Origin of the sequence: Paucidesulfovibrio gracilis DSM 16080, from assembly GCF_900167125.1 — a bacterium.
In the GTDB taxonomy this organism is placed as follows: Bacteria; Desulfobacterota; Desulfovibrionia; order Desulfovibrionales; family Desulfovibrionaceae; genus Paucidesulfovibrio; species Paucidesulfovibrio gracilis.
Genome location: NZ_FUYC01000008.1, coordinates 80300 through 104615, shown reverse-complemented (window position 1 = coordinate 104615; position 24316 = coordinate 80300). Strand labels below are relative to the sequence as shown.

Genomic DNA, 24316 nt, shown 5'->3' with positions numbered 1-24316 from the left:
CACCTCTATTTACGCTTTGCTCAAGACCCCAAATTGTAGAAGCCGTCGGAGCATCATTCTGTTGGATCTTGTTTTTGCCAACAATACTGAGCTGAGGCTGAGCGAGATCAACGCGCGTTTTAGGGGATGGAATGTTCCGCGTGTCGTTAACGGAATCCTTTTTTTCGAATTTGCCGTGTAGCCCTGTTTTGTCCACGGCGTTGACTGGGTCATCCAGGCAGTAGCCATACCAATCCGGGTCACCCCCTGCCGCGCCAAGGGGGTCTTGCGCGGTGAAGCGGCCGGTATCGGGTTCATAGTCCCGCCAGCCAAAGCGTACCAAGCCGGTATCATGGTCGTGCAGCCCTCCCGCAAAGCCCAAGGGGCAGGGCAGGTACGGGTTGGAGTCGCGAATCACATTTCCAAAACTATCGTACCAAATTTCTTTTATCATTTTTTGATTTGGTTCTTCAACAGCGCGAACGCTGCCAACTTGGTCCGTGTGCAGGTGCAGTGCGATGCCGTTGTCTTGCCGGACTAAGCCCATGGGTCGCCCTTTTCTCTCATAGACTACGGTCCACCAGTGTCCGTCATGCATCCAAGCCGCCAAATGAAATCGGTCATGCCATTGATATTGTTCGATCAATTCATCATCAACAAGTTTTCCGATGTGCAACCCCTTTCCGTCGCCCTGCCGAGTCATATGTATATCGTTCCACGCCAACCCCATTCTGAGCTACTTCACTTAGACGACCGGACTCGTCATAGCCATACCGCCATTCTACCGACCGCCCGTTGATGTCTTCTTTTTTGGTACGAATGCGTCCTCGTTCATCTCGTTCCAATCGCACTGAATAAATGTTTGCCATCGCGCTGTTCTCCTATGGAATTAGTTCGTATTCACAAGTAGTTGGGTGAGCAGAAAATACCACGGGTTTCAATGCTGGGATGCAAAAGGATGGGGATAGGAATGTAAAAAGACAATATTTCCCTGTTGACAAGGGAACGCTGAAATGCGGCAGGCATGACCATGCCTGGACCAAAGAAACAATCAATTACTCCGAGGTTCCTTTCCATCCCCTACGTCCCCGGCCGCGCGAAAGCGCGAGACCGGTAAACGGGATTCCAAAGGGTCGCGGACCCTTTGGCCGCCGGAGGCCTGCCTTTGAGATTTCGGGTAGCGGCGGGCATTGCTGTTCACCCGCTAGATACAGAGCCGGGCAGCGTAAACAAAGCCGGATGGTTATGTCGGAAAGTGGCGTAGAGAGGGGGGGAATGGAAAGAACAAAAAAAAGGTGCGCGGGACCGGTGACCGGCATGTCCTGCCGCTTGGCCTTTTGGGTTCGGGCTGGGCTGGACCTGATTATCCGCGCACGTGCTGATGCTGTGCTGAGGGCGACTCAGTTCGCCAGATTTGTGGAAAGGCGTCGGTTTCTATTTCCTCCTACCCTCCGTTGCGGTCCTGGCGTATCCCGGGTGTTCCGGGACGGGTCCAACGTTGATTCCAATATAGCCCTGTCCGGAAATCCTGTCCAGTGCTTTTCAGGGTTCGGAGTGCAGGTCATGGAAAAAGACCCCTGCCAAGGCCGCGAAAGGGGCGGGTGCCGTGAGCAGGCGGAATCACATCCGCTGCTGGGGCGGATGGTTGCTGGTCAACCGGTGGTTGGGGCGGTTTATTCGTCCCCGAACGGATCAGCGATCAAGCTGGCCACGCGGTCCGCGTTCAGGCTGTGGACTTTGTCCAGGTCTTCGATGTTCAGACCGATGCCGTCCGGGTCAAGCCCTTCCGGACCGGCTTTTTCTGCCGACTTTCCAGGCAGGTGCAATGTGCCGGTGCGAGCCTCTTGGATTTTGCCGGGCGCGAGATTTTCCAGGGAAAGACGGTCGATAGTGCCGATATTCATGCTTTCTGCCTCCTTGCGATAGCTGCCGTGGAACGCATTGGGACCACCTGGACAGAAGCAAGGAGCGTGCAGTGTTTTGAAAAACGTTTGTTTTTGGTGTGTTAGCCTGCGCGGGTAGGCATTATTTTCCGCGCCAGTTTACGGGGACGAGGATCAGGCACAGCAGGATGGCGAGGAAGATTACCGTGTAAAGCGCAGTGAACGCGGAATCCGGCCATGTAAAATAGAACAGCTTTTCAGCCCAGTAGTGCATGAACGACCCCTCGTACCGGGGGTCGCGGCCTGCGAGCTGCCGCAGTTGATATTCCCAGCGTGTCAGCGGGCAGACCCATCCGGCCAGGGCTTCCAGCAAAACAATGCCCATGGCGGCCAGGTGCGCGCCGCGAAACCAGCGGTTGCGGACCCACGGTCTGTCCAGGATCCGGCCCGCGATGATTGCGCCCAGCCCGGCCACAATGAACAGGGCAAAGCAAACGTGCAGAACAAGCAGGGCGTCGGCCAGAAAACCATACAGCATGCAGCATCGTCCGCGTTTAAATGTTTTGTGTTGAGTAGTTAAAAGATCGTCAGCTATCGTTGCGTTCCGATGTGAGCGTTCGGGAAACAAAGGCGTCCAGCCCTTGGTCATAGGCCGGACCCGTGAGCAGGTAGCCCTGGTTGTGGCTGCCCTGAATGGTCAGGAAATCCTTTGGACCCTGGTAGGTCGCATAGAGCGATTGCCCCAGGTCAAAGGGGACCAGCTCGTCTTCCGGACTGTGGATAACGAGCAGGGGAAGGCCGACACGGGCAAGGGACGGGAGCAGTTCCAATGTGCCATAGGTATGCCGGGCCAACAGACGGACCGGGAGCCAGGGGTAGAGGCGCGCACCCACGTCCGGCAGGGAGGTGAAGGTGGATTCCAGTACCAGTGCGGCCGGTTGGCGTCCCTGTGCTGCGAGGTCCGCTGCAAGACGCGCGGCCACGCCGCCGCCCAGCGAGCGCCCCATGAGGATGATCCGCTTCGGTGAAATGCCCCGTTCAGTAACGAGCCAATCCCAACAAGCCAGAGCATCGGTGCGGGTTTGTTCCTCTCCGGGATGTCCGCTGCTTTCCCCGTATCCCTGATAGTCAAAGGCCAACACGTTCAGGCCAAGGCGGTGCAGGATCTGGATGGTTTCCAAGCGATGGCCGAGGTTTCCGGCATTGCCGTGGCAGAACAGCACGGTTCCGCGGGCAAGGTTGCCCTCCGGCGCGGGCATGGGCGATGCGGACGTGCCTGGGCCGGATGCAGGCACAAACCAGGCCCGGATGCGCTGGGTGGTTTCCTGGTGCGCAGAGTCGATCCAGAGCGGTTCGTAGGCCAGGCCGATATCCGAGGGCGTGGCCGTCACAGTGGCCGAGGGATGATAGACCAGACGGGATTGAAACAGGGCCATACCCGCAACCACGAGCAGCCAGAGCGCGGCGCCCACGCCGAGAAGCCATTGCAGCAGGGTGAGGAGGGTGTGCATGTGTGTTCTCCGTGTCCGCGGGCAAAGGGTGCCGAGGCGCGGCCGTTGGGTCCAAAGCCCTGGATGCGCTTTGCGCCGCAGGGGTGTGTCAATGTAGCTGAAAGCCGGACCAAAGACCATGACCGCACATTGGCCAAAGGGGTCAAGTTATTTCCCGACCCGGCCGATGAGAGGGTGCGGTATCCGGCAGGACCGGCCGGATGCCTCCTGATGGCGGGGGCGAGAGATGTTCCCGCTGGAACGTGCACAAGGAGGTGCCATGGGACAGGTCATTGCTCTGAAGGAGTATCGCGGGCGGCGCTTGCCCGATCCGGAACCGGTTTCCATTCAGCGTCCCCGTTTTACGGCCGGGGATGTTTGGGGACGTGACTACACCGAGGAGGAGGCCATCCTCTACGGCGTGTTCAAGGTGCGGGACGCCCTGCTCTATTACACGGAGTACGACCCCGGGCTGGACCGGCTCCTGCTGGATGTGCTGGAGGCCGCCTACCGGCTTGAGGAGCTGGGCCAGGGCCACCTGCGCCGATGCGTGACGCCGCTGAAGGAACACATCCTTGACCACATGGATGAAACCAACGTGAAACATATGAAGACAGCGCTGATTTTGTTGGATCTTATCGAAAAGTCGCCAACATACAAATAGACGGTCAATGACCGAACAAAAAACGGCTTTCCGCGAATACGGAAAGCCGTTTTTTTGCGACTCGGGCGTGGTCGTCAGATCAGACGCAGGGAGCGGCCGGCTTGATCGAAAATGCCTTCGTAGTCTGCGAACTGTTCGTTCTGACAGCCGCCCGTGACCACATAGGCCATGTTGTCTTGAATGGTGGCGAATCCCACCAGGGTGAGTTGCTGTCCGTCAATGACGATGCTGTATTGGAAGCGGACCGCGTCGCGTCCGTCGATGGTTTCGTTTTGCTGGCCCAGGAACTCAAACTTGGGCATGACCTGCTTCATGACGATGCGGGCCTGTTGCAGATATTGCTCCGGGGTCATGCTGGAGTTGAGTTTTTCGCTGGTGACGCCGAAGTTGGGGCGGCCCTTGGCGCTTTCTCCCGGTTCGGCAAAGCTTACCAGCGTTCCCATGCCGTGCATTTCTTCCCAGTCCTGGGGATAGGCGATGGCAAAGCCGTTGCTTTCGTCCTCGTAGAGCGCGAACCCGTCGGGGACGCCGTTGGAACAGGCGCAAAGCAGGGTCAGGGAACACAGGCAAATGAAAAGAACGCGTTGTTTCCAGGCATGCGTGGCCATGGGTCTCTCCTTGTGGCGCGGCCCGGGCCGCGTTTCAGCGTCATTTCACCCTGAAATGACGTCAGATTCAGAGCGGTTGATAGCACACGGGACCGCGCCCCACAACCGAAAGCGCATCAGCCGATCACTGCCTGACGCAGCGTCTCCAGGGTGGCACCGGCCGGACCTTGAAGAAAGATGTCCGTGACGGAATCCGTATAGGCCGAGGGTTGCACATTGACTTCAATGACGGCCGCGCCGGCGCGTTTGGCCATGGGCGGGATGCGGGCCGCGGGATGGACATTGCCCGAGGTGCCGATCACGAGTATGGCCTCGCATTTTTGTGCCGCAAGATGGGAAAACTGCATGGCGTCTTCGGGGATAGGCTCGCCAAAGAACACGATGTCCGGCTTGAGCAGGCCGCCGCAGATGGGGCAGGGCGGGGGCAGGGTGTTTAATGAAACCTGATCCGCCGGGGTTTTGCGGCGGCATTGCAGACAGTCGAGCTGACCGAGTCCGCCGTGGTATTCATGCACTTCCACGCTGCCCGCCCGTTGGTGCAGTGCGTCGATATTCTGGGTGATGACCGCGTGCAGCCTTCCTGCGGCTTCCAGCCCGGCCAGGGCGAGGTGCGCCTTGTTGGGCTGGGCGTGTTCCAATGTGTCGTAGAAAAGTTCCTTGATCAGGGGCCAGCACTGTTCCGGATGCTGCACAAAGTGGCGTTTGTCAAAGTAGTTGGGATCATGCCGCTCCCAAAGGCCGCCCGGTCCGCGGAACGGAGCGATGCCGGATTCCACGGAGATTCCGGCTCCGGTAAAGGCGATGGTGTAGCGGGATGTTCGCAGCAGATCCGCGGCGCGCTGCAACGATTCGGACATGGTGGAGCCTCCATTTTGGGACAATGCGCCGGATGGCCGCATGTCGGTTGGACCGTATCCGAAGCTGTACCGAGGGGCAGGGGCGGACGTCAACAGAGGGAGAAGGGTGGGAAGGCAAAAGCACGGCCCGGAAAAACAGCAGGGGGGCACGGGGTCGTGGTGCTGTTCTTCCGGGCCGCGTGGTCCCCTGAGTGGGGAGGCCGAGGCCTCGTGAACAAAATTTGCCCAAAAAGGCAGGCGCTGTCGATAGGGGGGACTCCCGATTTCTTGGGCGAAAGACCCGATGTCGCGGCCTGGCGTCCGGGAGGGAGCCTGAGGATTGATTGTTGGTTGGATTCGGGAAAGCGGGAAAAAAGAGCCGACCCTGCCTGCTGTTCCATGAAAAGCAAACAGGGGGATCCCGCAGCGGGAAACACGGCCCGCGCAAAATGTACCGCACTAGGTTCCGTGGTGCGAGGCAGGAGCCTTTGTCAGCCGGCCCAGGTGTCCAGGTCGATGAGGCCGAGTTTTGCCGCGTAGCGGACCAGCTCCACCGTGCTTTGCAGGCCGAGCTTCTTCATGATGTTGGCGCGATGGTTTTCCACGGTTTTGGGGCTGATGTAGAGCCGCTCGGCCACTTCTTTGGTCACAAGTCCTTCGGCCAGCAGGCGCATGACTTCCTGCTCGCGCGGGGTAAGCAGCTTGTAGGGATCGTCGGAACCGGCCTGGCGGCCGTTGCGGGATTTGAGCAGCTTGTCCACCACCTCGCCGGAAAGGGCGCTGTCCAGGAAAATTTGTCCTCTGGCCACGTTGTTCAGGCCGCGGATCAAGCCCTCGCTTGCGGAATCCTTGACCATGTATCCAGTGGCTCCGGCCTGGAACGCCTCGACGATGTAATCGGCGTTGGCGTGCATGCTCACGATGATGAATTGGATTTCCGGCATGATCTGGCGCAGTTCACGAATAAAGGCAATGCCGTTTTTCCCGGGCATGGTAATGTCCACGAGCATGATGTCGGGACGTACGTCCTTGACCAAGCTCAAGGCCTCCTGGGCTGTTCCCGCTTCACCGCAGACGCGGAACCGATCGCTCCGCCCGATGAGCGCCTTGAGCCCCTCGCGAAACAGAGGGTGGTCGTCCACGATCATGACTCGGTGCATTTGTTCTTTCATGTGCGTATCACTTGTTGTTGCCTGTGGTCGTTGCGCAGGTGTGTTTCAAAGGGAGTGGTGTGCGGCTCGTGAAACGGGTGGCCGCCCATGTCGTTGAAACCGGGAGCCAGTGAGCCGATGGAACGAACACCAGAGCTGAACCCGACACGGTACGGCTCGACGAGATGATACATGGTTCCCGAAACAACGATCCTTCGCACGAGGACTGTAGCTCCTGGGGCAAGAAAAATCCAGAAGGGAACAGCCTCGTAATCACGACCTTGATTGTAATGACGCATCCATCTATAGAAGGTGGAGTCGAAAAGGCACGGACGCAGTGGAACAACAGAATTCCGCCGGGACCGCAACGAGCAAATGGAGAGGATTTCAACCGGTTGAAGGCAACCACCGGTCCCGGAGGCTGATCAGGGTCTTATGCTGGGTGCAAATTACCATTTCACCATTTTGGACGCGCAAGGAAAACGGGTAGTTGCACTGCATACCCGAACCGCGACCCTGTTGTTTCTTTTGGCGTTGGTGCTGGTGCTCGGTTTTGGAGCCGGATATCAGATGGTGCGCTATACCCATGTGCAGGACATGCTTGCCGAGCAGCATGCGCTTGCCGCGTTGCGCGGGCAGCTTTCAAGCGCTGTTTTGTCCCGTTCCGCGCAATTGCGGAACATGGAATACCATGTGGGCCGCATCAAGGACTTCAATACGAAGTTGCGGGTGATGTTGGCCATCGGCTCGCCTGTGGACGCCAGAACAGCCCTTGCCCATGATGAAATACCAGGCCGGGGCATGCGCCTGTTGCCCGTGCTGCTTGGGCGCAACCACCTGCGGAATTTAGGCCGCCGTGCCGACAGCGTCTACCAGGCCATGCTTTCGGAGGAGATCCAGCAACAGCGCATCGTGCATGCCGTTTCCGAACAGATGGAGAACCTGGCCACGATTCCCGTGATCGTCCCCACCCAGGGGCGGTTCTCCTCACCGTTTGGCTGGCGAACCGATCCATTTACCGGAGGGCGGCGTTTTCATAAGGGAATCGACATCACCGCACGCACCGGAACGCCGGTGCGGGTCACGGCCAACGGCGTGGTGGAGCAGGCCGCTCATTCGCCTTCCTATGGATTGGTCATCGTGGTGCGTCATAGCGACACCCTGCGGACCCGCTACGCGCATTTGAGCAAATTCGTGGTTGCGGAAGGGCAGCGCGTGCTTCGCGGCCAGGTCATCGGGCGGGTGGGGAATACCGGCCGCAGCGTTGCGCCGCACCTGCACTATGAGGTGCACCTGCATAACAAGCCTGTGAATCCGAGAAATTACATTCTTCAATAGCCACGGTTTTTCCGTGCTTCATGAAAACGCCCCCGGTCGCGCCAAGCGCGGAACCGGGGGCTGATTTTGCTGGCGATCGTCTGTCTGCCATGGGGGGGGGAGGGGACGGATCCTTTTGTCTTGCGCAACAGCCGGCTGCGATGAGTCCAACGCTTCGCTTATTCTTCGGGCGCCTGTTCCAGGGTGTAGGTCAGGGCGTGCAACTCCGAGTCGGGCACGGGACCAAGGGTCACGGAAAAGGTGTCCCAGGTCCAGCCGTAGAGGTGGCCGACCTGGCGGCCCGGGCCGAATTGATCAATGAGCTGGTCCTTGAGCAGAAAGGCGTTCACGTCGCCCTGGGCAGTGACCACCACGGAGCGGAGTCTGTCGTTGCGGAAGTAATAGGCCACGGACAGGATCACGGCTTCCCCGATGGTAGGCGGTTCGCCTTCCCGATAGTAGACATTCTTGTACTTGGCCGCGTTTCCGGGCAGGCGTTCGGCCACGGGGTGCAGGCCTTGAATGTCGTCCATGGATGCGCCGAACGGGACGCCGAGAAAGAATTCGGGCGCCGGGGTATCCGGATATCCGGGAGAACCGGCCCGTGCTGGATGCGGCAGAAGAAGCGGAAAGAGCAACATTGCCGCCAGCAGGGCCACGGCAACAGGGTGGGGATGATGGATGGGTCGCACGGAATGGTCCTCCTTTTTCAGACGATCTTTGCGCCGCTGAGCATGGTGATGAAACGTTTATACACGCCCAGGTCAATGGCCTGGGACATTTCGTCGCGCATCAGGATCAGGGCGTCATAGGGGCGCATGGCCGGGGCATAGGGCCGGTTGGACGTGAGCGCGTCGTAGATGTCGGCCACAGTGATGCAGCGCACGGCAAGCGGGATGTCCTCGCCCTTGATGCCCGAGGGATACCCTTTGCCGTCCATGCGTTCATGATGAAAGAGAATACTGTTGAACGTGCGCTGGGTGATTTCCAGATTGGCGCAGAGAGCCACACCCTGCACGGAGTGAGTTTGTACCAGGGCGCGTTCCTCTTTGGTGAGAGCGCCGCGTTTGTTGAGCACTTTTAATGGGATGCGTGTTTTGCCTATGTCGTGCAGCAATGCCCCCAGGCCGTATTCGTAGAGCTGGTCCTCGTCCGGTTCAAAGGAGCTGTACAAGGACACCGCGTAGACAAAGACCTGCAGACTGTGGGTGTAGCTTTTGTAATCGTGATCAATGAAGGGGGCCACGGTGCGCAGGGCGCGTTCATCGCGCAGAAAGTCCGTGCTTTGCCGGACCACGTCGCGCACGCGGGAGAAGTGTTCTTCCTCCAGCCGGGGGGGAAGTTTTTCGTCAAAGGCGTCGCGGATCACGCCGGCGGACGTGTCGTAGAAAAGGCGTGAGCGTTCTTCCAGGGGCAAGGATTCGTCCGCAAGGATGGCTCCGAGATTTTCCTCAATGTATTCATCGAATCCGGGCTTTTCCACGGTCTGGACATACACCTCGTCCACACCGCTTTCAAAAAGCTTGACGCGCTGGGTATGCGTAAAGCGTTCACCGGACCGGGAGTAGAGCACGAATTCCTGTCCCTGCCGGAGGTACACCGAGAATTCCCCCAGGGCTTCAGGCACCAGGATGAGCGGGGATACCGGGAAAAAGGAGGCTGGTATCCATTGTTTCGGCTGCGATTCTTGACCCATGCGTGCTCTGCGTTGCCGCCACTCCTCGTGGGGGTAGAAATGAAATAAACAAGGAAAGCCGGGAAAAAACTCACATGCCTGCGGAGATGTCGTGTCCCTTGCCGGAAAAGGTGTTCTGGATAACCGGTGCTCTCCTCATTGGTGCGGAACGTGTCAGGGCTTCCGGCCCTCGGACGGATTTTCGGAATCGGGATGGTCCGGGTGGTCCATGGACGGAAACAGTTCGCTCAAAAGATCTGCGAATACGGTAAAATCCAACGGCTTGGCAAGATATCCATCCATGCCAAGCTCCAGAAAACGTTCCATGTCGCCTTCCATGGCGTGCGCGGTGAGCGCCACCAGCGGGATGTCGCAAGGCACTGGCCCGTAGCCTGCACGAAGCAGGCGGGAGGCCTCGATACCATCCATTTCCGGCATCTGAATGTCCATGAACACAAGATCAAAGGGTTGATCGTCGTTCCAGGCCTGTTCCAGGGCGTCCAGGGCTTGCCTGCCGTTTTCCACGCCGTGGGACTCGTGTCCGAGCTTGTGAAGGAAGCGCTGCGCCAGGAGCATGTTCACCCGGTTGTCCTCAGCCACCAGAACGCGCAGGGAGGCGGGACCGTCATGCCGGATGGGGGGATGGCTCTGACGGAGGTTGCCTGCTGGCGGAATGTCGTTGTCCGCCAGGGTGGCGTTGGCGGTAAAGGCGATGGTGGTCCCTTTGCCTTCCTCGCTGACCACGCACAGTGTACCGCCGAGCAGGTTCACCAGCCGTTGTACAATGCCCAGGCCCAGTCCCGTACCCTGGAAACGGCGGGAGCTGGAGTCGTCCACCTGAACAAACGGTTCAAAAATGCGGGCAAGATCCTGATCCGCAATGCCGATGCCGGTGTCGCGGATTTCAAAATACAGCTGTACCCGGTCTGGATCATTGGGGCGGAGCAAGGCGTCGCCGCGCACGAGCACGGAGCCGTGGTCCGTGAATTTGACGGCATTGCCCACAAGGTTGAACAAGACCTGCCGCAGTCGGGATTCAGCGGCCTGAACCACTTCCGGCATGTTTGCTCCCAGTTCGAACCCGAGAGAAATGCCTTTGATCCTGGCCTGCTCTGAAAGAGACCGTTCCACGGTGTTCAGGATGTGTGCCGGGCGGACCCGGTTTTGCGTCGTGTCCATGCGGCCGGATTCGATTTTGGAAAAATCTAGGATGTCGTTGATGACGCACAGCAGCCCCTGTGCCGAACTCAAGGCCGTGTCCACGTATTCTTCCTGCTCCCGGGATTGGTCGGTGAGGCTGAGAAGCTGGAGCATGCCGATGACCCCGTTGAGGGGGGTGCGGATTTCATGGCTCATGTTGGCCAGGAATGTGCTTTTGGATTCCGCCAGGGTTTCGGCGCGTTCCTTGGCGCGTCGCAGTTCTTCCTGCATGCGCCGGTCATCGGTGATGTCCCGGATGGCGGCCACCAGGAATTGAGCGCCGCTGCCGTTTTGGAATACGGCTTTGTTGGAGGCCAGCAACCGCCAGACCCCTGCCGGATTCCAATAATCCTCTGCATCAATGATCTTTTGTCCGCTCTGCATGACCTTGGCATCGGTCTCGGCAAAGTGGATACCCTGGCCCCGGCTGTAGATTTCCTCGGCCCCCCGACCAAGAATATCCTCCCGCGGGCGGCCGACCATGTCGCACATGGCCTGGTTCACCAAAACGTAGCGCAGGTCTTCATCCTTGACGTAGACCGGATCGGGCAGGGCATCGAGGATGGCCATGAGAAATTCGCGTGCAGACTGGGCTTCGGCCTGGGCTGCCATGCGCATGGTCACGTCGTGCAGCGTTCCCACCACCTTGGGCGCGCCCGAGGCATCGTTCATGAGCCGGGCGTTGACGGAAAAATACCGCTGGGTGCCGTCCTTGTCCAAAAAGCCCATTTCCATGTCCGTGACGTAGCCGTCGCGGTGCAGAAAGGTAAAGAGCCGATCCCGGTCTGTAGGCGCGGCCAACAGAGGAAGCACGCCCTTGGCCAGGACTTCGCCCCGGGAATAAAAGCTGATGCGTTCCACAGCAGGGCTGACTTCCAGAACATTGCCCTGGCCGTCGGTTTCAAAGTAAATATCCTGAATATTTTCGAAGATATCACGGTATTTACGTTCGCTACGGGCCAGAGCCTCTTCCGTAAGTTTGCGCTGGGAAATGTTGGTCAGTCTGCCCGCTGTGCCGAGGTGCTGACCATCTTCGCGCAAGGCCCGGACAGCCAGGCGCACCCAGACGGTGTCTCCGTCCTGGGCCACCATGCGGCATTCCGTGAGCAGGTCGCCATTGTCCGGCAGCGCTTCCAGTACTTCCACAACGCTGTGGCGGTCCCCGGCGTGGACCAGTTCTTCGATGCGGCGGCCCTGGACGTGCTCCACAGGCAGACCGAGCAGCCGGACCACGGCAGGACTCACGTAGGTCAGCCTGCGTTGGGGATCCAGCGTGAGAATCACGTCGCTGATGTTTTCCACGACTTGGCGGAATCGGGAATCAGCTTGCTGCTTGCGGTCCTCAGCGCGTTTACGCCGGGTCAGATCGCGTGACACCACGACCACATGGGTCACGCCCTGGTCTTTTTCCCGGTAGGGCGTGTAGGTGACTTCGAAATATCGTTCCGGTCGGCCGGGGAAGCCGAACCAGGCTTCATAGGTGACTTCCTCGCCTGCAAAGCAGCGCTCCAGGGCCGGTTTAATGATGCGGGTGAAGACCCGCTTGCCCCATATGTCGGTGACGTGGCGGTCCACGGGCGAGGAGCAGACATTGAGTACGGAGCGGATAAAGGCCTTGTTTGCGGCGCGGTAGCGGTAGTCCCGCCCGATCAGGCTCATGGGATCGCGGGTGGAATCGGTCATGAACCTGTGCCGTTGCAGCACGCGGGCGTTTTCCCGCACGTTCGTGACATCCCGGGCCACGCCTTCCACGTGGGTGGGCTTGCCGTTTTTGCGTACCAGGGAGGTACGCACCAGCAGGCGGCGTTCCTCGCCTGCGCGGGTGATGATCGCTATCTCGAATTCACGGTCATTGATTCCGGCCCGCATGGCCTCCAGGGAGGATTGAACGAATCCCAGCCAGCGCGGATGGACCACCTCGCGGTACACACCGGGCTTGCCGCAGAATTCCTGTCGCAGGTAGCCGGTCATGGCCTCCAGGGCCGGATTGAGGTATTCAAAGACCTCGTCCGAGAGGCGCAGCCGAAAGAGTCCATCCGGAATGCCCTCGGCCAGCCGTCGAAACAGCCGTCCCCCTCCGCCTCCGCATTGGCGCAATTCTCGAGAGATGTCCCGCAGTTCGGAAAGCAGCGATTCCTGGTCCCGGCCGGTGGGCAAGCCGGAATCCAGACGCTCCAGACCGCGGTCCAGTTTGTCGAGCAAGGCCGTAATGCGGGGTGATGGCATGGGCGCTCCAAGTTTAAGATAGAACCCGGGGAGGATACCCAAAACTCCGGAAGCTTTCAATCAACGCGCCACCCCGGAATTATATTCATTGCGTGACGAGAAGCCGTTGTCCCGGCTGGATCGTGCTTTCCGGTGTCAGACCGTTGGGTGTCAGGAGCGAGCGGAGCGGCACGCCCAGTCTGCGGGCTATGGCGTGCAGGTTGTCGCCCTTGCGCACCACGTAGACCCGCAGCTCGTTGCGTCCCTCGGCCACCCGCGGCGTTGGCCGCGGAGCGGGTTTCGGCGCGGCCTGGGCTGTTCGGCCCGGCGATGGGGCGCTGGCTTTGGCGGACGGCGGGTCGGGCTTTAGCCCCAGTTTTGCCGCAAAGTCCCTGGAAGCCCCCTTTGGCAGCAGGAGCACATGCGTCCCGCGCACCAGGTCATTGCCCAGAATCTGCGTGTTCAGATCCTTGATGGCCCGGAAATGGGTTCCTGCGGCGCGGGCAATGTCCGCCACAGGCGTGTCCTTTTGCAGCGTGACAGTGACGCGGTCGAATTCCGGGGGACGGTAGTAATCGTCGTCGCGAAATTGGAAGCCGTAATGGGCCGGGTCGGAAAAGACCATCTTGGCGGCAATGGCCCGAAAAAGATAGAACATGGTTTCGCGGGGCAGGTAGAGTTTGTAATAGTCGGTTACGCCCTGGGTGCGGATGCGCTTGCGCATGCCGTTTTCGCCCATGTTGTAGGCGGCGCAGGCCACGGCCCAGGAGCCGAACATGTCGTGCAGTTCGGTGAGAAAGTCCAAGGCCGCTTCCGTGGACGTAAAGATGTTGCGGCGTTCGTCGATGTTGCCGTCCACGCGCAGCCCGTATTTTCTGGCGGTGGAGCGGATGAACTGCCAGTACCCCACGGCCCCCCTGTGGGAACCGGCGTGTGGGCGCAGAGCGCTTTCGATGACCGCAATGTATTTCAGATCGTCGGGCATGCCGCGTTTTTCCAGCCGGTCTTCGATGTAGGGGAAAAAGCGTCCCGAGCGTTTGATGTTCAGGATGATCTGCGCCCTGTCCCAAAGCAGTACCAACAGCGCTTTTTCCAGCTGTTCGCGAACCTCGGGCCGATCCAGGGGAACCGGTTCACCGCAAAATTCCAACGGCCCTTGCACGCGCAGGCTGGAGAGAAGCGAAGGGAACGCGGCCTGTTCGGTTTCCCGCGGCAGCCACTCCAGGGAATCGGCCGTGGCGAACCAGGGAAGGCAGAGTCCCGCCGTAATGCAGAGGCAAAGCAGCAGGGCCGCGTCACGAATGGACTGGAACCGGGCAAAAGGCATGGTTTTGAGCATGGGGTTGCATACCTCATGCATCGGCCCGCGCGCAAGAGAACCATGCGGACTGATTTGTTCCCGGCGAACCGGAAAAGGGGCTGTCCGTTCACCCAGCATGTTTTGACAGGGGAGAAGCATTGCCTGGGGCGCGATAACGGCCGGGAAGCCTGAGCAGCCTCCCGGCCGGGTATTACAGTTCCGCCAGTTCGTCCCGCAGGGCCAGCTTTTGCGCCCGGCGGTCCTGGTTTTCCAGGGACAAGTCTGCAAGCTGGATCACCCCCGCGTCCAGCAAGTCTTCCACACTGCGCGGGAGGAAGCGGTCAAGCGCCGCAAGTTCCGCCAGAATCTGCCGGCGCCGTGCCAGATCCGCTTCAGCCGCGTCCGCTACTTCGTCCCGAGGCCATGGCTTGCCCACGGCCATATCTTCTTCATACGCCGGCCAGTCTTGCATCCACTCCGGAACAGCATCCCCCGCAACCTCCGCGATGTTTTGAACGACCCCATCAACAATATTTGCACGTCGCATTCCCTGTCTCCTTTAATACTCAACTGTGATAGCGCCCCCGGTGCAGCGCGTTGCATCGGCACCCGCACCAATGACTACGGGGTAGTCTCCGGCTTCCAACCACACATCGTGAACGGAATAACCAATAATAAGCCATACTTCTTGGGTGCGATACATGTCACTTTTACAAATTTCGGCATCTACCCATTCTTGCGGACAGTTAGGAAAATAATCAGATAGCTTTAATGGGTCCCATCCCGTAGATGTAGGAAGTTCCAAATCACAGTATGCCACGTTGTATTTGTGACGTTCTTTTTCCAGTATCTTTTGTGTGAAGGTTCCAGCTACTCTGATCAGTGGCGGTGCGAATGTTAAGTTGCCGATAGTCGACTCCCCCCCGGAAGAGTACCTCCATTGATCTACGTTCGGGCTTGTTATGTAGTTTCCACCTCCAACTCCCCATATACGACAATACCGTCCCCCTTCGGGAATGGTCAGCGTACCGGACGCGAGAAAGGTCTCCCGGTGTTCCTGAAAGGGCATGACCGGGATGTCGGGAAGAACGCGAGGGTCGAGTTTCCCATTTGCCTCGACGACAGGAAGAGTTTGCGGAGCTATGCCGACATTGCGGTATGCCGCCGTGCCGACACCGCCGATGTCCGCCATTGCATGCCCATGTGCTGTGTCGGATTTTCCGTCCAGAGCGGACTGCAGGTCCGTAATGGCGGCAATGGGATGACTGTCTGCGGCGTCGCGGCTGGTCAGCAGGGCGTGTTCGTGAACAGCGGCGGCCAGGGCTTGATCCCGGGCCGTTTGGGCAGCATCCCGGGCAGCCTGGGCCGTGTCCCTGGCCGTTTCCGTGGCGGAGAGCGAGGTTTGGGCCTGTTGTGCATAGCTCTGGGCCGTACCCACATCCTCGACACTGGGACCGTTTTCCAGGGCCGTGCCATCCGCGTTCCAGGCCAGTGCGCGCCGGGCCTCGGGTTCGGGCAGGGTCAGGTTTGCCGACGGCGAGGACACGGGCAATTGGAGCGAACGGTCAATGCGTTCCCTGTTGGACTGTACAAACATGGTCAGCAGGTCCAGAGCGTTTTCTCTGGCCCGGGCCGAGAGCGGTACGCCCTCCTCGTAGACGGTTTCCTGAACAATGGGCGGATCGCGCCGGATGACGACGATCTCGCGGTTCTGCGGCGGGTGGATCAGTTCGCAGGTGCCGCCGTATTCGTCGTCGTCCCGCAGCAGGACGTAGTCCGTACCAGGCGCGAGAGCGCGTTCCAGGCCGTCTTCGTCGCGCAGCACCACATGCAGGTCCGCGTCCCGCAGGAAGCGAAACGGAACCGTGAACCGGCGCGTGGCTCCGTTTCCATGGTAGCGTACTTTGGATTGTTCCGATGCAATGGTCACGTGAATTCCTCCTCACCAGACGGCTCTTCGACGGCATATGGTCAAGACCGCCGAAGGCCGTGTCGCCCCGGTTGGTGGCGTCTGACTGGTTATGATTGCAGTAGGTTTCAAAAGTTCATGGACCGTGTGGACGGCAACATCCATTTGAACAGGTCCGCGCCGCCGGACAGGAGCGACCCGGAACGGTTTGTTCGGGTGCGTTGCCGATAGTGATCCGCGGCGCGTCGTCCCGCGACCAGTTCCCGGGAGGCGGCCCGATCGCCCTGGGCCAGTACTTCCGCCTGCTCCATGGCGTCGTCCGCAGCCTGCCCCTCCATGACGGACAACGGGGATCCCGACGAGAGAACCACACCGGAGGAACCCCAGTGGGTGCGGTTTCTGGCTTGATCCCGGCGCTGCTGTTTGCGGAGTTGGTCCCGGTCTTCCCTGGCCCGGCGTTGTTCCTGTTCCGCTTTGTCCCGGGCCTCGATTTCCCGGAGCGCGGCCTGTCGTTCCATTTGCCGTTGCTCGCTCCTGTCGGTATTGCCGGAAATGCTTCCGGAAAGTTGTCCTGCGGTCTGCATCAGGACGGTGGCCAATTGTGCCTGGTCCATTCCCATGTATCCTCCCTGACCGGGTCGGGTAGCCGGTTCATTTTTTGTTGCAATGTTGCGGAGTAAAACTAATTTTTAAGTAAAATAACATCATGTTAGATATTGCTTAAACATTGACGATAACTTCGGGGACAATGAGCAGGACGCTCATGGGCAGCGGCTGGGATTGCACCACGGCAAGACGGCCGTCCGTGGACCATCCCCGTCCGAATTTCACGGTCTTGTCCCCGCTCCACAGGGGCAGGGCACGTCCCTGCGGTGCGGAAGGCAGCAGATATTGCAACGGTTCCAGATGATCCGGGTCCGGTCCCACGCCGCCGCCCAGGGTGTTGTGGAATCGCACGGAAACCTGCACCACCCTGCGGCGCTTGGTTTGCGTTGTGCCGCGTGAAGAACCGCCCTCAATGTCCATGGGGCGCAGTACCGAGGAATAGGGCAGGCCCGCATGAATGGTGGACGCAGGCTTGTCGAGCAGCACCGTGCCGTCCTGGTGCACGGGCCGGTTGGTGAATACGAGTCCGTCCGCCAGCACGCTGACGGATTCCCCGGCCAGATGCTCCAGGCCTTCGAGCCGGTCTACTGGATCCCCGGCATAGGAAACGCCGGAATCGAGAAAGAATCCTTGCCTGGTTTCCGTGTGTTGAAACACGTCTTCCAGATATTCCACGAACCGCTCCCAACGGCCGTTGATCCGGCGACGCACCACGACCCACAGCTCGTCCAGGAGCGTGGCTCCGTTGTACACGGTGCAGATGCGTTCCACATGGCCCTGGGTTTCGTGCCTGGCCCAGGCCAGAACCTCTTGTTCGGGCTTGTAGGTCAGCGAAACCAGCTTTCCATCCGAACGAAGGCACCACACCAGGGAGTCCGGTTCCTGGGCATAGGCGAGTTGCAGCAGCCCCGGGGCGGTGATGTGTTCGGACAGAATGGTCAGATCCCGGGAGATGTATGCGTCAGAATCGAACCGGTAGCGCATTTCCCGCAGCTTGCGACCCGCGCGCTGGATGAACAGGCTGGCAGAGGCCACGGATTCCGGGCGGCCCGCGGATGCGCCGCAGGTACCTTCCTGCCCTGCCCGAATGTTGGCCGGAGAAAGTGGGTCGCCCGAACCGGACCCGCCGAGCGTCCATTCCCCGCCGCTGGTGCCGATCCAAAGCCTGGATTTGGGCACCAGAAATTCAATGGCGTTGGCCTGGGCCGCGCTGAGAGTCACCTCCATGCCGTCATCCGCCAAGGGTTCGCCCGCGTCGGGATTGACGATCCGGTCACCGACGCTCAGGGCGTCCCAGAAATCAACGGCAAGCTGACCGTCGGCGTCGTGGATCGGCTCCACTTCCCCGGCTTCGGGAGCCTCGGCAAACGTCACGCGCTGGTCTCCGCCCCAGGGTAAAAACGCGGCCTCGCCTTTGTAGCGGAAAAACCGTTTTTCTTTGTCCGGGTTTTGACCGCGCACCACCGAGCCTTTTTCGAACCGTCCACCGTCCAGCACCGTGAACTGTTGCCCGATCCGTCCATCCCTGGCGTTGCTTTCGTCTTCGCGTACCTCCATGTCGTCCCAATCCTCCAGGGGGACTTCCCTGGTGTTGGTGCGGAAATCAAAGTATTCCCCTGTGCGGGAGAGCCAGAGCGTATTGGGCTGCTTGGGCGTGGCCGCCAGCACCAGCCGTTCCTGAAAAAAGCAAGCCACATGGGGCCAATTGTCTTCGGTCCATTGTTCGGGCTGTCCGGTGAAGTCGATGCGTTCCAATTCCCAGACATGATGGTCCGTACGGGTCAAGCGGTGGGGCGAATGCATGGGGTGCGTCAGGATCAGGGTGTCGTTGGATTGCACGTAGCGCAGATCCTCCAGGTCCGATTCCACAAAGGGCGTTTCCACGCGCACGGGCTGGCCCGCTCCTTCCTCCCCCTCGGGCACCAGCACGATGCCCCGGTCCATGAACACGCGCAGGCAGCCCTTGCCGTCCGTGTCCTCGCCAAATTCCAGCACATAGGACTGCTGGGCGTTGTACTCAAAGGGAACCAGCAGGGAACGGCATTCCGGGTTCAGGGCGTGGCGTACGAACCGGAAACCGCTCCGGCGCGTTGCCCCGCCGTGCGGATGCACCACAAAGTTCAACAGGGTGTCGCACCCGTTGTAATATTTGGAGAGGTCCACCCGCCCGGCCAAGCGGGGGCTGATCTCTCCTGCCGTGAAGTTGGTAAGGGCCGGAGTGGCAATGCTCATGCGCTCTTCTCCTTGGATTGCCGCGGGCCATGCGGCCTGCGCGGGATTGAGGGCAGTATACCCCCAGGTGGGCGGACCGGATGAAAGCGGAAGGAAACAGCGCGGTGAAAGGATGAAATTTCCCTGTTGACAGCCTGCGAAAAGGGGGCGGATACGGGCTTTCCCGTGAGGTGCGGGTTTGCTATCGTCACCTGAACCGCTTCACCCTTTGTGAACAGTTTGCGGCGTGGATGGTTTCCCGGCCGGTCCGCTTGTGGCTGTTGCGGACCATTGGGGCGGACGGTTTTTCAACGAGCATTGCTGCGTGGCCTGCTGGAGGAAGTATGTCCAAATTCGAGTCATCGACGGTGTCCCGGCCTGTGCCTGAGGCGGCACAACGGATTATCCGGGAACTGGACCTCGTGCCGCATCCTGAGGAGGGCGGCTTTTTCACGGAGTCGTATCGAAGTGCCGAAACCTTGCTCCGCGAACATCTGCCGTCCCGGTACGCCGGGCCGCGTTGTATGGCCACGGCCATTTACTACTTGCTTACGCCCGACACGTTTTCCGCCCTGCATCGGCTGGAGAGCGATGAAATTTTTCATTTGTATGCGGGCGGTCCCGTGCGCATGCTGCAACTGGATCCCGGATCCGGGAAAGCCCGGGAAGTGGTGCTGGGCATGGATCTGGAAAAAGGGGAGCGGCCCCAGGTTGTGGTTCCCCGGGGCGTTTGGCAGGGCAGTTGCCTGGATCGGAGCGCGGAGTATGCGCTGCTGGGCTGCACTGTGGCGCCCGGATTCGAGTACGCGGACTATGAACACGGCTCCCGGTCTGAATTGGCGGAGCGTTGGCCCGGACATGCCGAACTGATCCACCGACTGACCACGTAACGTATGTGTACTCCAGGAGAAATAATGCAGTCGTCCCGAAACCGTTTTTGGAGTTTGTCGCCACGCCGCGGATCGCTGCTGGCCGTGCTGGCCGCAGGGCTGTTGCTTGGAGCGGTTTCGCCCGCCCAGGCATCGGGATTCCTCTGGCGTGTGCAGCACCAAGGCAACACCTTGTATCTGGCCGGATCCATCCATCTGGCGAAACAGGAGATGTATCCCTTGCCCCAGGCCTTTGAACAGGCGTTTGCATCCAGCGACACCCTGGTGGTGGAGGCCGATGTCATGGCCCGGCCCAGGGAGCAGGCCCGGCTGTTGTATGAACTGGCGGCCATGCCCAAGGGGCAGACGCTGAGCATGGTCTTGTCGGACGAGACCAAGCAGGCCTTTGAGGACGCGGGATTGGATTGGGAACGGTACAATGCGGTCCGGCCCTGGTATGCGCTCATGTCCATGCAGGTGCAGCAGTTGATCCGGCTTGGCTTCCAACCCGAGTGGGGCATTGACCTGCATTTCTTGCAACGCGCCCATGAGCAGGGCATGCGGGTGCTGGAATTGGAGGGCGCGGAAACGCAGTTCCGGCTTTTGGCCTCACTGGAGGAGATGGACCAGGAAGGGTTTTTGCGGTTTTCCATTCTCCAGATGAAAACCATGGACGAGTTGGCGGAAAAGCTGGTGTCCCTGTGGACCAGCGGGGATGTGCGCGGCATGGAAAAGGCTTTGTTCGGCAGTTTGTTGTTCAACGCCGTGTTCCGGCCCATCAATGAACGGCTGTTTTTTGAGCGCAATGAGCGCATGGCCGAAAAAATCATGGGCTACCTCAAGGAAGGTGTCTCCGCGTTCGTCATTGTGGGGGCCGGACATATGGTAGGGAAGGAAGGGCTGTTGCAGCGACTTCAGGAGCAGGGCTGTTCCCTGACCCAATTGTAGGAGAAGACATGCCCGTACTTGATCTGACCCGGTGCCTGAGCAGGCAGACGCCGGTGTATTCCGGCACGCCCGCACCGGAAATCGAGCCATGCGCCACCATGCGGGAGCACGGTTTTCGGGAGCGGACCGTTCATCTGACCACGCATACCGGAACCCACTGCGATGCCCCGGCCCATGTGCTGGCCCAGGGAGCCACACTGGATCAACTGCCCGTGGAGATCTGGACCGGTCCGGGCTTTTGCCTGGATCTGCGTCAAGGCGGAACCGTGGTCCCGGAGCGCGTGACCGCCGCGAGTCTGCGTCCCTTGCTGCCGCCGCCGGAAGTGTTGCGGGGTGGTTGGCTTTTGCTGTTGACCGGCTGGGCCGGAAAATGGGACGTGCCTCACTATTTTACGGACCACCCGGAATTGACGCCCGATGCCGCGAAGCTCCTGGCACAGAGCGGATTGCACGGGCTGGGCATGGATATGCCCTCGCCGGAGCGGGCGGACCGGCCCGGGCTTCCCGTGCATACGGCCCTGCTGGGAGCCGGGTGCGTCCTGGCGGAGAATTTGCACCGTCTGGAACGGCTGCCCGCTGCCGGGTTCACTGTTGTGTGTGCGCCCCTGCATCTGGCCGGGGCTGACGGCGCGCCCTGCCGCTGCCTGGCGCTTTGGACCTGACCGCCGCAATCTCCAACCAAACGAGAAACAACATGCCCCAACAAGATACCTCCAACCTGGAAACACGCGTCATGCGGCTGGAAGAAAGCCTGGCGCTGCGCGATCGTGAAGTGGAACAGCTCAATGCCGCGCTCACGGAACAGCAACGGGAGATCAATGAACTGCGAAAGCAGCTCGACCTCCTGGCCGGGCGCTACCGCTCCCTGCGCGAAGCCCTGCAACAGGATGAGGAAGGGCCGGAGCCGTTGCCCCCGCACTATTTGCCGAAATAGATTATTGCCGTGGAAGAGTGCGGGGGTGAGCAGGAGGACCGTAGTTAGTCGCAATGGTGGAACGCAGAATTGGCATATTGGCCTGCAGCCTTTGCGTCAAACAGAAGGGTTTCTTCATACCCATGGAGAAAGCAGTGTTTTTCAATGAGTTCTTTAAATTTGAAACGACTTTTCCCATTTTGGTCGTAGTCTTTGTGTAATAGGCCGTTGTAATACAGGACGGCTTGTTCATACGCTGAGAATTGGGCGCGTAAAATTGCCACATGCCATTTGGCATCATCCTCTCGGTAGAAACGGTCAATGAATTTTAGGGTCCGATATATTGTCTTGAAGTACGGCCAGAGGCTCCGTTGTGTTATCTCCTCAAAGGATCGATAGGCATGTTGGATTCGTTTCTCAGAATTACCCTGAATGGTTCCGTCTTCATCTCTGAGGTCATCGCAGAGGTCTTCAAATTGCTTTTTACATTCAGAATTATTGTCCAAGATTGTGGATTTGGGTTTTTTTACCTTTTCAGGATCAAAGTAGTGCGCAATTTCTTGAAAAAGATCGAGGTATGGTTTGAAAATATCCGCAGTTTGAGTAACAGAATGCTGGGCGCTTTCAGTATCGAAGATCGGGAATTTTATTTGGTTCCGAGTTTGGCGTAAACTTTCGAGCATAATTCCAAATTGTACCTCAAAATGTTGGCGTTGGAATTGTTGCTGTTGGTTCCAAATAGCATAAACAGCACCAATGGCTGCGATGGCGGAAAAAAAAGCGGCTTGTGGGGCGAATACATTTTCAAGATTGCCCGTTTTACCAAAGAAGCAGGAAAACGGGCCACAACCAAAAGAAAAAATCCATCCGAACACCCCCCAAATGAGCAAACCAAGGATTGCAGCACAGAGGAGCTTACCTTTATTTGATTTTGGGACGTGTATGCGATGGGGCATCAGACTGAATGTGGGAACTTGCGGTTGGGCGATAGAAGTGACCAAAATGAATAAAAAATAACACACTGCATGTAACCAATGAGAGAATAAAGAAAATCGACTTGCAAGGCAAACCCTAATAGTACTTAAGGGGCGGATAGCCCTTCTCATTTGGGCCATGTTCGGTTATTTGTAAAACAGTCAAGGCAAAAAAGGCGGAAAAGGGTATGCCTAACGAAGTACAATTTGCTGGAACCAAGGCAGAAGTTTGTCAAAGGGCAAAGGCTATTCGTAGCCAGTATTTTAAGGATAAGATGTCGGTGAACGACTTCTTGTCTTCCATTATGGACGAGAACAATGGCAACGTTCAGTACAGTGATACTGTTGAACGTGGTGAAACGCTCAAGGTAAACGCTGACGGCTCGTTTGTGATTTATTTGTCCAACGCGACATCACAACTTCGTGACAACTTTACCATTGCCCATGAATTAGGCCATTATTTCCTTCATACGGACATTAAAGCTCCCGGGGACTGTATCCATACACGTAGGGGGAGCAACCGAAAGGAGTGGGAAGCCAATTGGTTTGCCGCAGAGTTGCTTATGCCTGCAGAGGAGTTTACGGCAGCAGCAAAAGAGCACAATAATAATGCGTACCGGCTAGCAACCTTGTTCGAGGTTTCTCCATCCGCAGCAATGGTACGTTTGACGGCTTTGAATCTGGACTAGTTCCCCGCGTCACCACCTCCGCCACTTGACCCCGGGTACGTCCTGGGGCATGCCTCCCTGCGGAGGATGCTTATGAACGAACTTCTTTGGATCGGATTCGCCCTGCTGGACCTTTCCCTGGTCCTCTTGGTGTATCGCCTGTTCGGGCGGACCGGCCTTTTCGGGCTGGTGGTCTTCAATCTGATCATCTGCAATATCCAGGTGCTCAAGACTGTGGAACTGTTCGGCGTGACCGCCACGCTCGGCAACGTACTCTATGCCAGCGTGTTTCTTTCCACGGATATCCTGAGTGAGAAATACGGCAAAAAGGCCGCGCAAAAAGCCGTGCTGCTGGGGTTCACCACCCTGGTCATGACCACGCTGTACATGCAGATCGCCTTACGTTTTGAACCGGCCGCAAGCGACTTTGCCCAGCCCAGCCTGGAGACCCTGTTCGGGTTTCTGCCCCGGGTGGCCCTGGGCAGTCTGTGCGCCTATCTCGTGTCCCAGATGCATGACGTCTGGGCGTTTCACGCCATTAAAAAGCGCACCAACGGACGGCATCTCTGGCTACGCAACAATCTGAGTACCGTATTCAGCCAGCTGTTGGATTCCACGATCTTTTGCGTGGTGGCGTTCTGGGGGCAGTTCGGCTGGCCGGTGTTTCTGGAAATTCTGCTGACCACGTTTTTGTTCAAGTTTGTGGTGGCCGTGGCGGATACGCCGTTCGTGTATTTGGCCAAGCGCATCACGCCCCGGGACGAGCGCGATGAATCCGAACCGGACCTGGGTAGCGTGGCGGACTGCCGCTGAAGCCTGAGCCTGGGGCCGCGCTTGGCTCGGCGTTCGGACGCCAGAAAAAAGCCGCTTCCTCGTTGTGAGGGAGCGGCTTTTTTTTTGCGGACCGGGT

At 59.0% G+C, this 24316-nt stretch carries 25 protein-coding genes; 8 read left to right on the top strand and 17 right to left on the bottom strand.

Annotated elements, in window-relative coordinates:
* From B5D49_RS09695 to B5D49_RS09675, 4 genes are all read right to left on the bottom strand, one after another.
* Positions 1 to 655 (bottom strand): RHS repeat domain-containing protein (locus tag B5D49_RS09695; RefSeq protein WP_200806789.1); only part of this gene is annotated, 655 nt, incomplete at its 3' end.
* Positions 656 to 1652: 997 nt separating this feature from the next.
* Positions 1653 to 1883, bottom strand: coding sequence for a hypothetical protein (locus B5D49_RS09685; protein ID WP_078717495.1), 231 nt, complete (start codon positions 1881 to 1883; stop codon positions 1653 to 1655).
* Between the two features lie 121 nt (positions 1884 to 2004).
* A complete protein-coding gene (locus B5D49_RS09680) occupies positions 2005 to 2400 on the bottom strand; it encodes a DUF2784 domain-containing protein (protein WP_078717494.1) in 396 nt (131 codons plus the stop codon).
* 49 nt (positions 2401 to 2449) lie between these two features.
* Complete coding sequence (locus tag B5D49_RS09675; RefSeq protein WP_078717493.1) at positions 2450 to 3373, bottom strand: alpha/beta hydrolase; 924 nt, start codon at positions 3371 to 3373, stop codon at positions 2450 to 2452.
* 259 nt (positions 3374 to 3632) lie between these two features.
* On the opposite strand from B5D49_RS09675, the gene B5D49_RS09670 reads away from it, so the two are divergent.
* Positions 3633 to 4016: a hypothetical protein gene (locus B5D49_RS09670; protein ID WP_078717492.1), complete on the top strand. Its 384-nt coding sequence runs from the start codon at positions 3633 to 3635 to the stop codon at positions 4014 to 4016.
* Between the two features lie 74 nt (positions 4017 to 4090).
* On the opposite strand, the gene B5D49_RS09665 is transcribed toward B5D49_RS09670, so the two are convergent.
* The 4 genes from B5D49_RS09665 to B5D49_RS14755 all read right to left on the bottom strand — a co-directional run bounded on the left by B5D49_RS09665 (position 4091) and on the right by B5D49_RS14755 (position 6832).
* Positions 4091 to 4624, bottom strand: a complete 534-nt coding sequence (locus tag B5D49_RS09665) for a PsbP-related protein (RefSeq protein ID WP_078717491.1) — start codon at positions 4622 to 4624, stop codon at positions 4091 to 4093.
* Between the two features lie 116 nt (positions 4625 to 4740).
* Positions 4741 to 5481, bottom strand: a complete 741-nt coding sequence (locus B5D49_RS09660; RefSeq protein ID WP_078717490.1) for an SIR2 family NAD-dependent protein deacylase — start codon at positions 5479 to 5481, stop codon at positions 4741 to 4743.
* Positions 5482 to 5951: 470 nt separating this feature from the next.
* Positions 5952 to 6632, bottom strand: coding sequence for a response regulator (locus B5D49_RS09655; protein ID WP_234990675.1), 681 nt, complete (start codon positions 6630 to 6632; stop codon positions 5952 to 5954).
* A complete protein-coding gene (locus B5D49_RS14755; protein ID WP_144019379.1) occupies positions 6629 to 6832 on the bottom strand; it encodes a hypothetical protein in 204 nt (67 codons plus the stop codon). Before B5D49_RS14755 ends, B5D49_RS09655 begins: the two co-directional genes overlap by 4 nt.
* Positions 6833 to 7046: 214 nt before the next feature.
* Between B5D49_RS14755 and B5D49_RS09650 the strand changes: the two genes are divergently transcribed.
* The gene (locus B5D49_RS09650) at positions 7047 to 7949 is read left to right on the top strand and encodes a M23 family metallopeptidase (RefSeq protein ID WP_078717489.1); all 903 of its coding nucleotides are present in this window, start codon (positions 7047 to 7049) and stop codon (positions 7947 to 7949) included.
* 158 nt (positions 7950 to 8107) lie between these two features.
* Here the strand turns inward: B5D49_RS09650 and B5D49_RS09645 are convergent, their stop codons facing one another.
* The 8 genes from B5D49_RS09645 to B5D49_RS09610 form a co-directional block, all read right to left on the bottom strand.
* Positions 8108 to 8620 (bottom strand): hypothetical protein, encoded by a 513-nt coding sequence (locus tag B5D49_RS09645; RefSeq protein ID WP_078717488.1) that lies wholly within the window; start codon positions 8618 to 8620, stop codon positions 8108 to 8110.
* A 17-nt stretch (positions 8621 to 8637) separates the two neighbouring features.
* Positions 8638 to 9624 carry an HD-GYP domain-containing protein gene (locus B5D49_RS09640; protein ID WP_078717487.1) on the bottom strand — a complete coding sequence of 329 codons (987 nt, stop codon included), beginning with the start codon at positions 9622 to 9624 and terminating at the stop codon, positions 8638 to 8640.
* A 153-nt stretch (positions 9625 to 9777) separates the two neighbouring features.
* Complete coding sequence (locus B5D49_RS09635; RefSeq protein WP_078717486.1) at positions 9778 to 13029, bottom strand: PAS domain S-box protein; 3252 nt, start codon at positions 13027 to 13029, stop codon at positions 9778 to 9780.
* An 85-nt stretch (positions 13030 to 13114) separates the two neighbouring features.
* Positions 13115 to 14347 (bottom strand): lytic transglycosylase domain-containing protein, encoded by a 1233-nt coding sequence (locus B5D49_RS09630; protein ID WP_234990674.1) that lies wholly within the window; start codon positions 14345 to 14347, stop codon positions 13115 to 13117.
* 172 nt (positions 14348 to 14519) lie between these two features.
* Complete coding sequence (locus B5D49_RS09625; RefSeq protein ID WP_078717485.1) at positions 14520 to 14855, bottom strand: hypothetical protein; 336 nt, start codon at positions 14853 to 14855, stop codon at positions 14520 to 14522.
* Between the two features lie 12 nt (positions 14856 to 14867).
* Positions 14868 to 16238, bottom strand: coding sequence for a hypothetical protein (locus B5D49_RS09620; protein ID WP_078717484.1), 1371 nt, complete (start codon positions 16236 to 16238; stop codon positions 14868 to 14870).
* 107 nt (positions 16239 to 16345) lie between these two features.
* Positions 16346 to 16837, bottom strand: coding sequence for a hypothetical protein (locus B5D49_RS09615; RefSeq protein ID WP_078717483.1), 492 nt, complete (start codon positions 16835 to 16837; stop codon positions 16346 to 16348).
* 100 nt (positions 16838 to 16937) lie between these two features.
* Complete coding sequence (locus B5D49_RS09610) at positions 16938 to 19055, bottom strand: phage tail protein (RefSeq protein WP_078717482.1); 2118 nt, start codon at positions 19053 to 19055, stop codon at positions 16938 to 16940.
* 323 nt (positions 19056 to 19378) lie between these two features.
* Between B5D49_RS09610 and B5D49_RS09605 the strand changes: the two genes are divergently transcribed.
* Genes B5D49_RS09605 through B5D49_RS09590 form a run of 4 tightly spaced genes read left to right on the top strand, consistent with a single transcriptional unit; the run spans position 19379 to position 21785 of the window.
* A complete protein-coding gene (locus tag B5D49_RS09605; protein ID WP_078717481.1) occupies positions 19379 to 19924 on the top strand; it encodes a cupin domain-containing protein in 546 nt (181 codons plus the stop codon).
* A gap of 24 nt (positions 19925 to 19948) precedes the next feature.
* Positions 19949 to 20851, top strand: a complete 903-nt coding sequence (locus tag B5D49_RS09600) for a TraB/GumN family protein (protein ID WP_159447196.1) — start codon at positions 19949 to 19951, stop codon at positions 20849 to 20851.
* Positions 20852 to 20859: 8 nt separating this feature from the next.
* Positions 20860 to 21513 carry a cyclase family protein gene (locus tag B5D49_RS09595; protein WP_078717479.1) on the top strand — a complete coding sequence of 218 codons (654 nt, stop codon included), beginning with the start codon at positions 20860 to 20862 and terminating at the stop codon, positions 21511 to 21513.
* A 32-nt stretch (positions 21514 to 21545) separates the two neighbouring features.
* Positions 21546 to 21785 (top strand): SlyX family protein, encoded by a 240-nt coding sequence (locus tag B5D49_RS09590; RefSeq protein ID WP_078717478.1) that lies wholly within the window; start codon positions 21546 to 21548, stop codon positions 21783 to 21785.
* Positions 21786 to 21829: 44 nt separating this feature from the next.
* Here B5D49_RS09590 and B5D49_RS09585 read toward each other — a convergent pair whose 3' ends face one another.
* Positions 21830 to 22720 (bottom strand): putative phage abortive infection protein, encoded by an 891-nt coding sequence (locus tag B5D49_RS09585; protein WP_159447195.1) that lies wholly within the window; start codon positions 22718 to 22720, stop codon positions 21830 to 21832.
* Between the two features lie 206 nt (positions 22721 to 22926).
* On the opposite strand from B5D49_RS09585, the gene B5D49_RS09580 reads away from it, so the two are divergent.
* Positions 22927 to 23427, top strand: a complete 501-nt coding sequence (locus tag B5D49_RS09580; RefSeq protein WP_078717476.1) for an ImmA/IrrE family metallo-endopeptidase — start codon at positions 22927 to 22929, stop codon at positions 23425 to 23427.
* A gap of 72 nt (positions 23428 to 23499) precedes the next feature.
* Positions 23500 to 24219 (top strand): queuosine precursor transporter, encoded by a 720-nt coding sequence (locus tag B5D49_RS09575; RefSeq protein ID WP_078717475.1) that lies wholly within the window; start codon positions 23500 to 23502, stop codon positions 24217 to 24219.
* Positions 24220 to 24316: the final 97 nt, after the last annotated feature.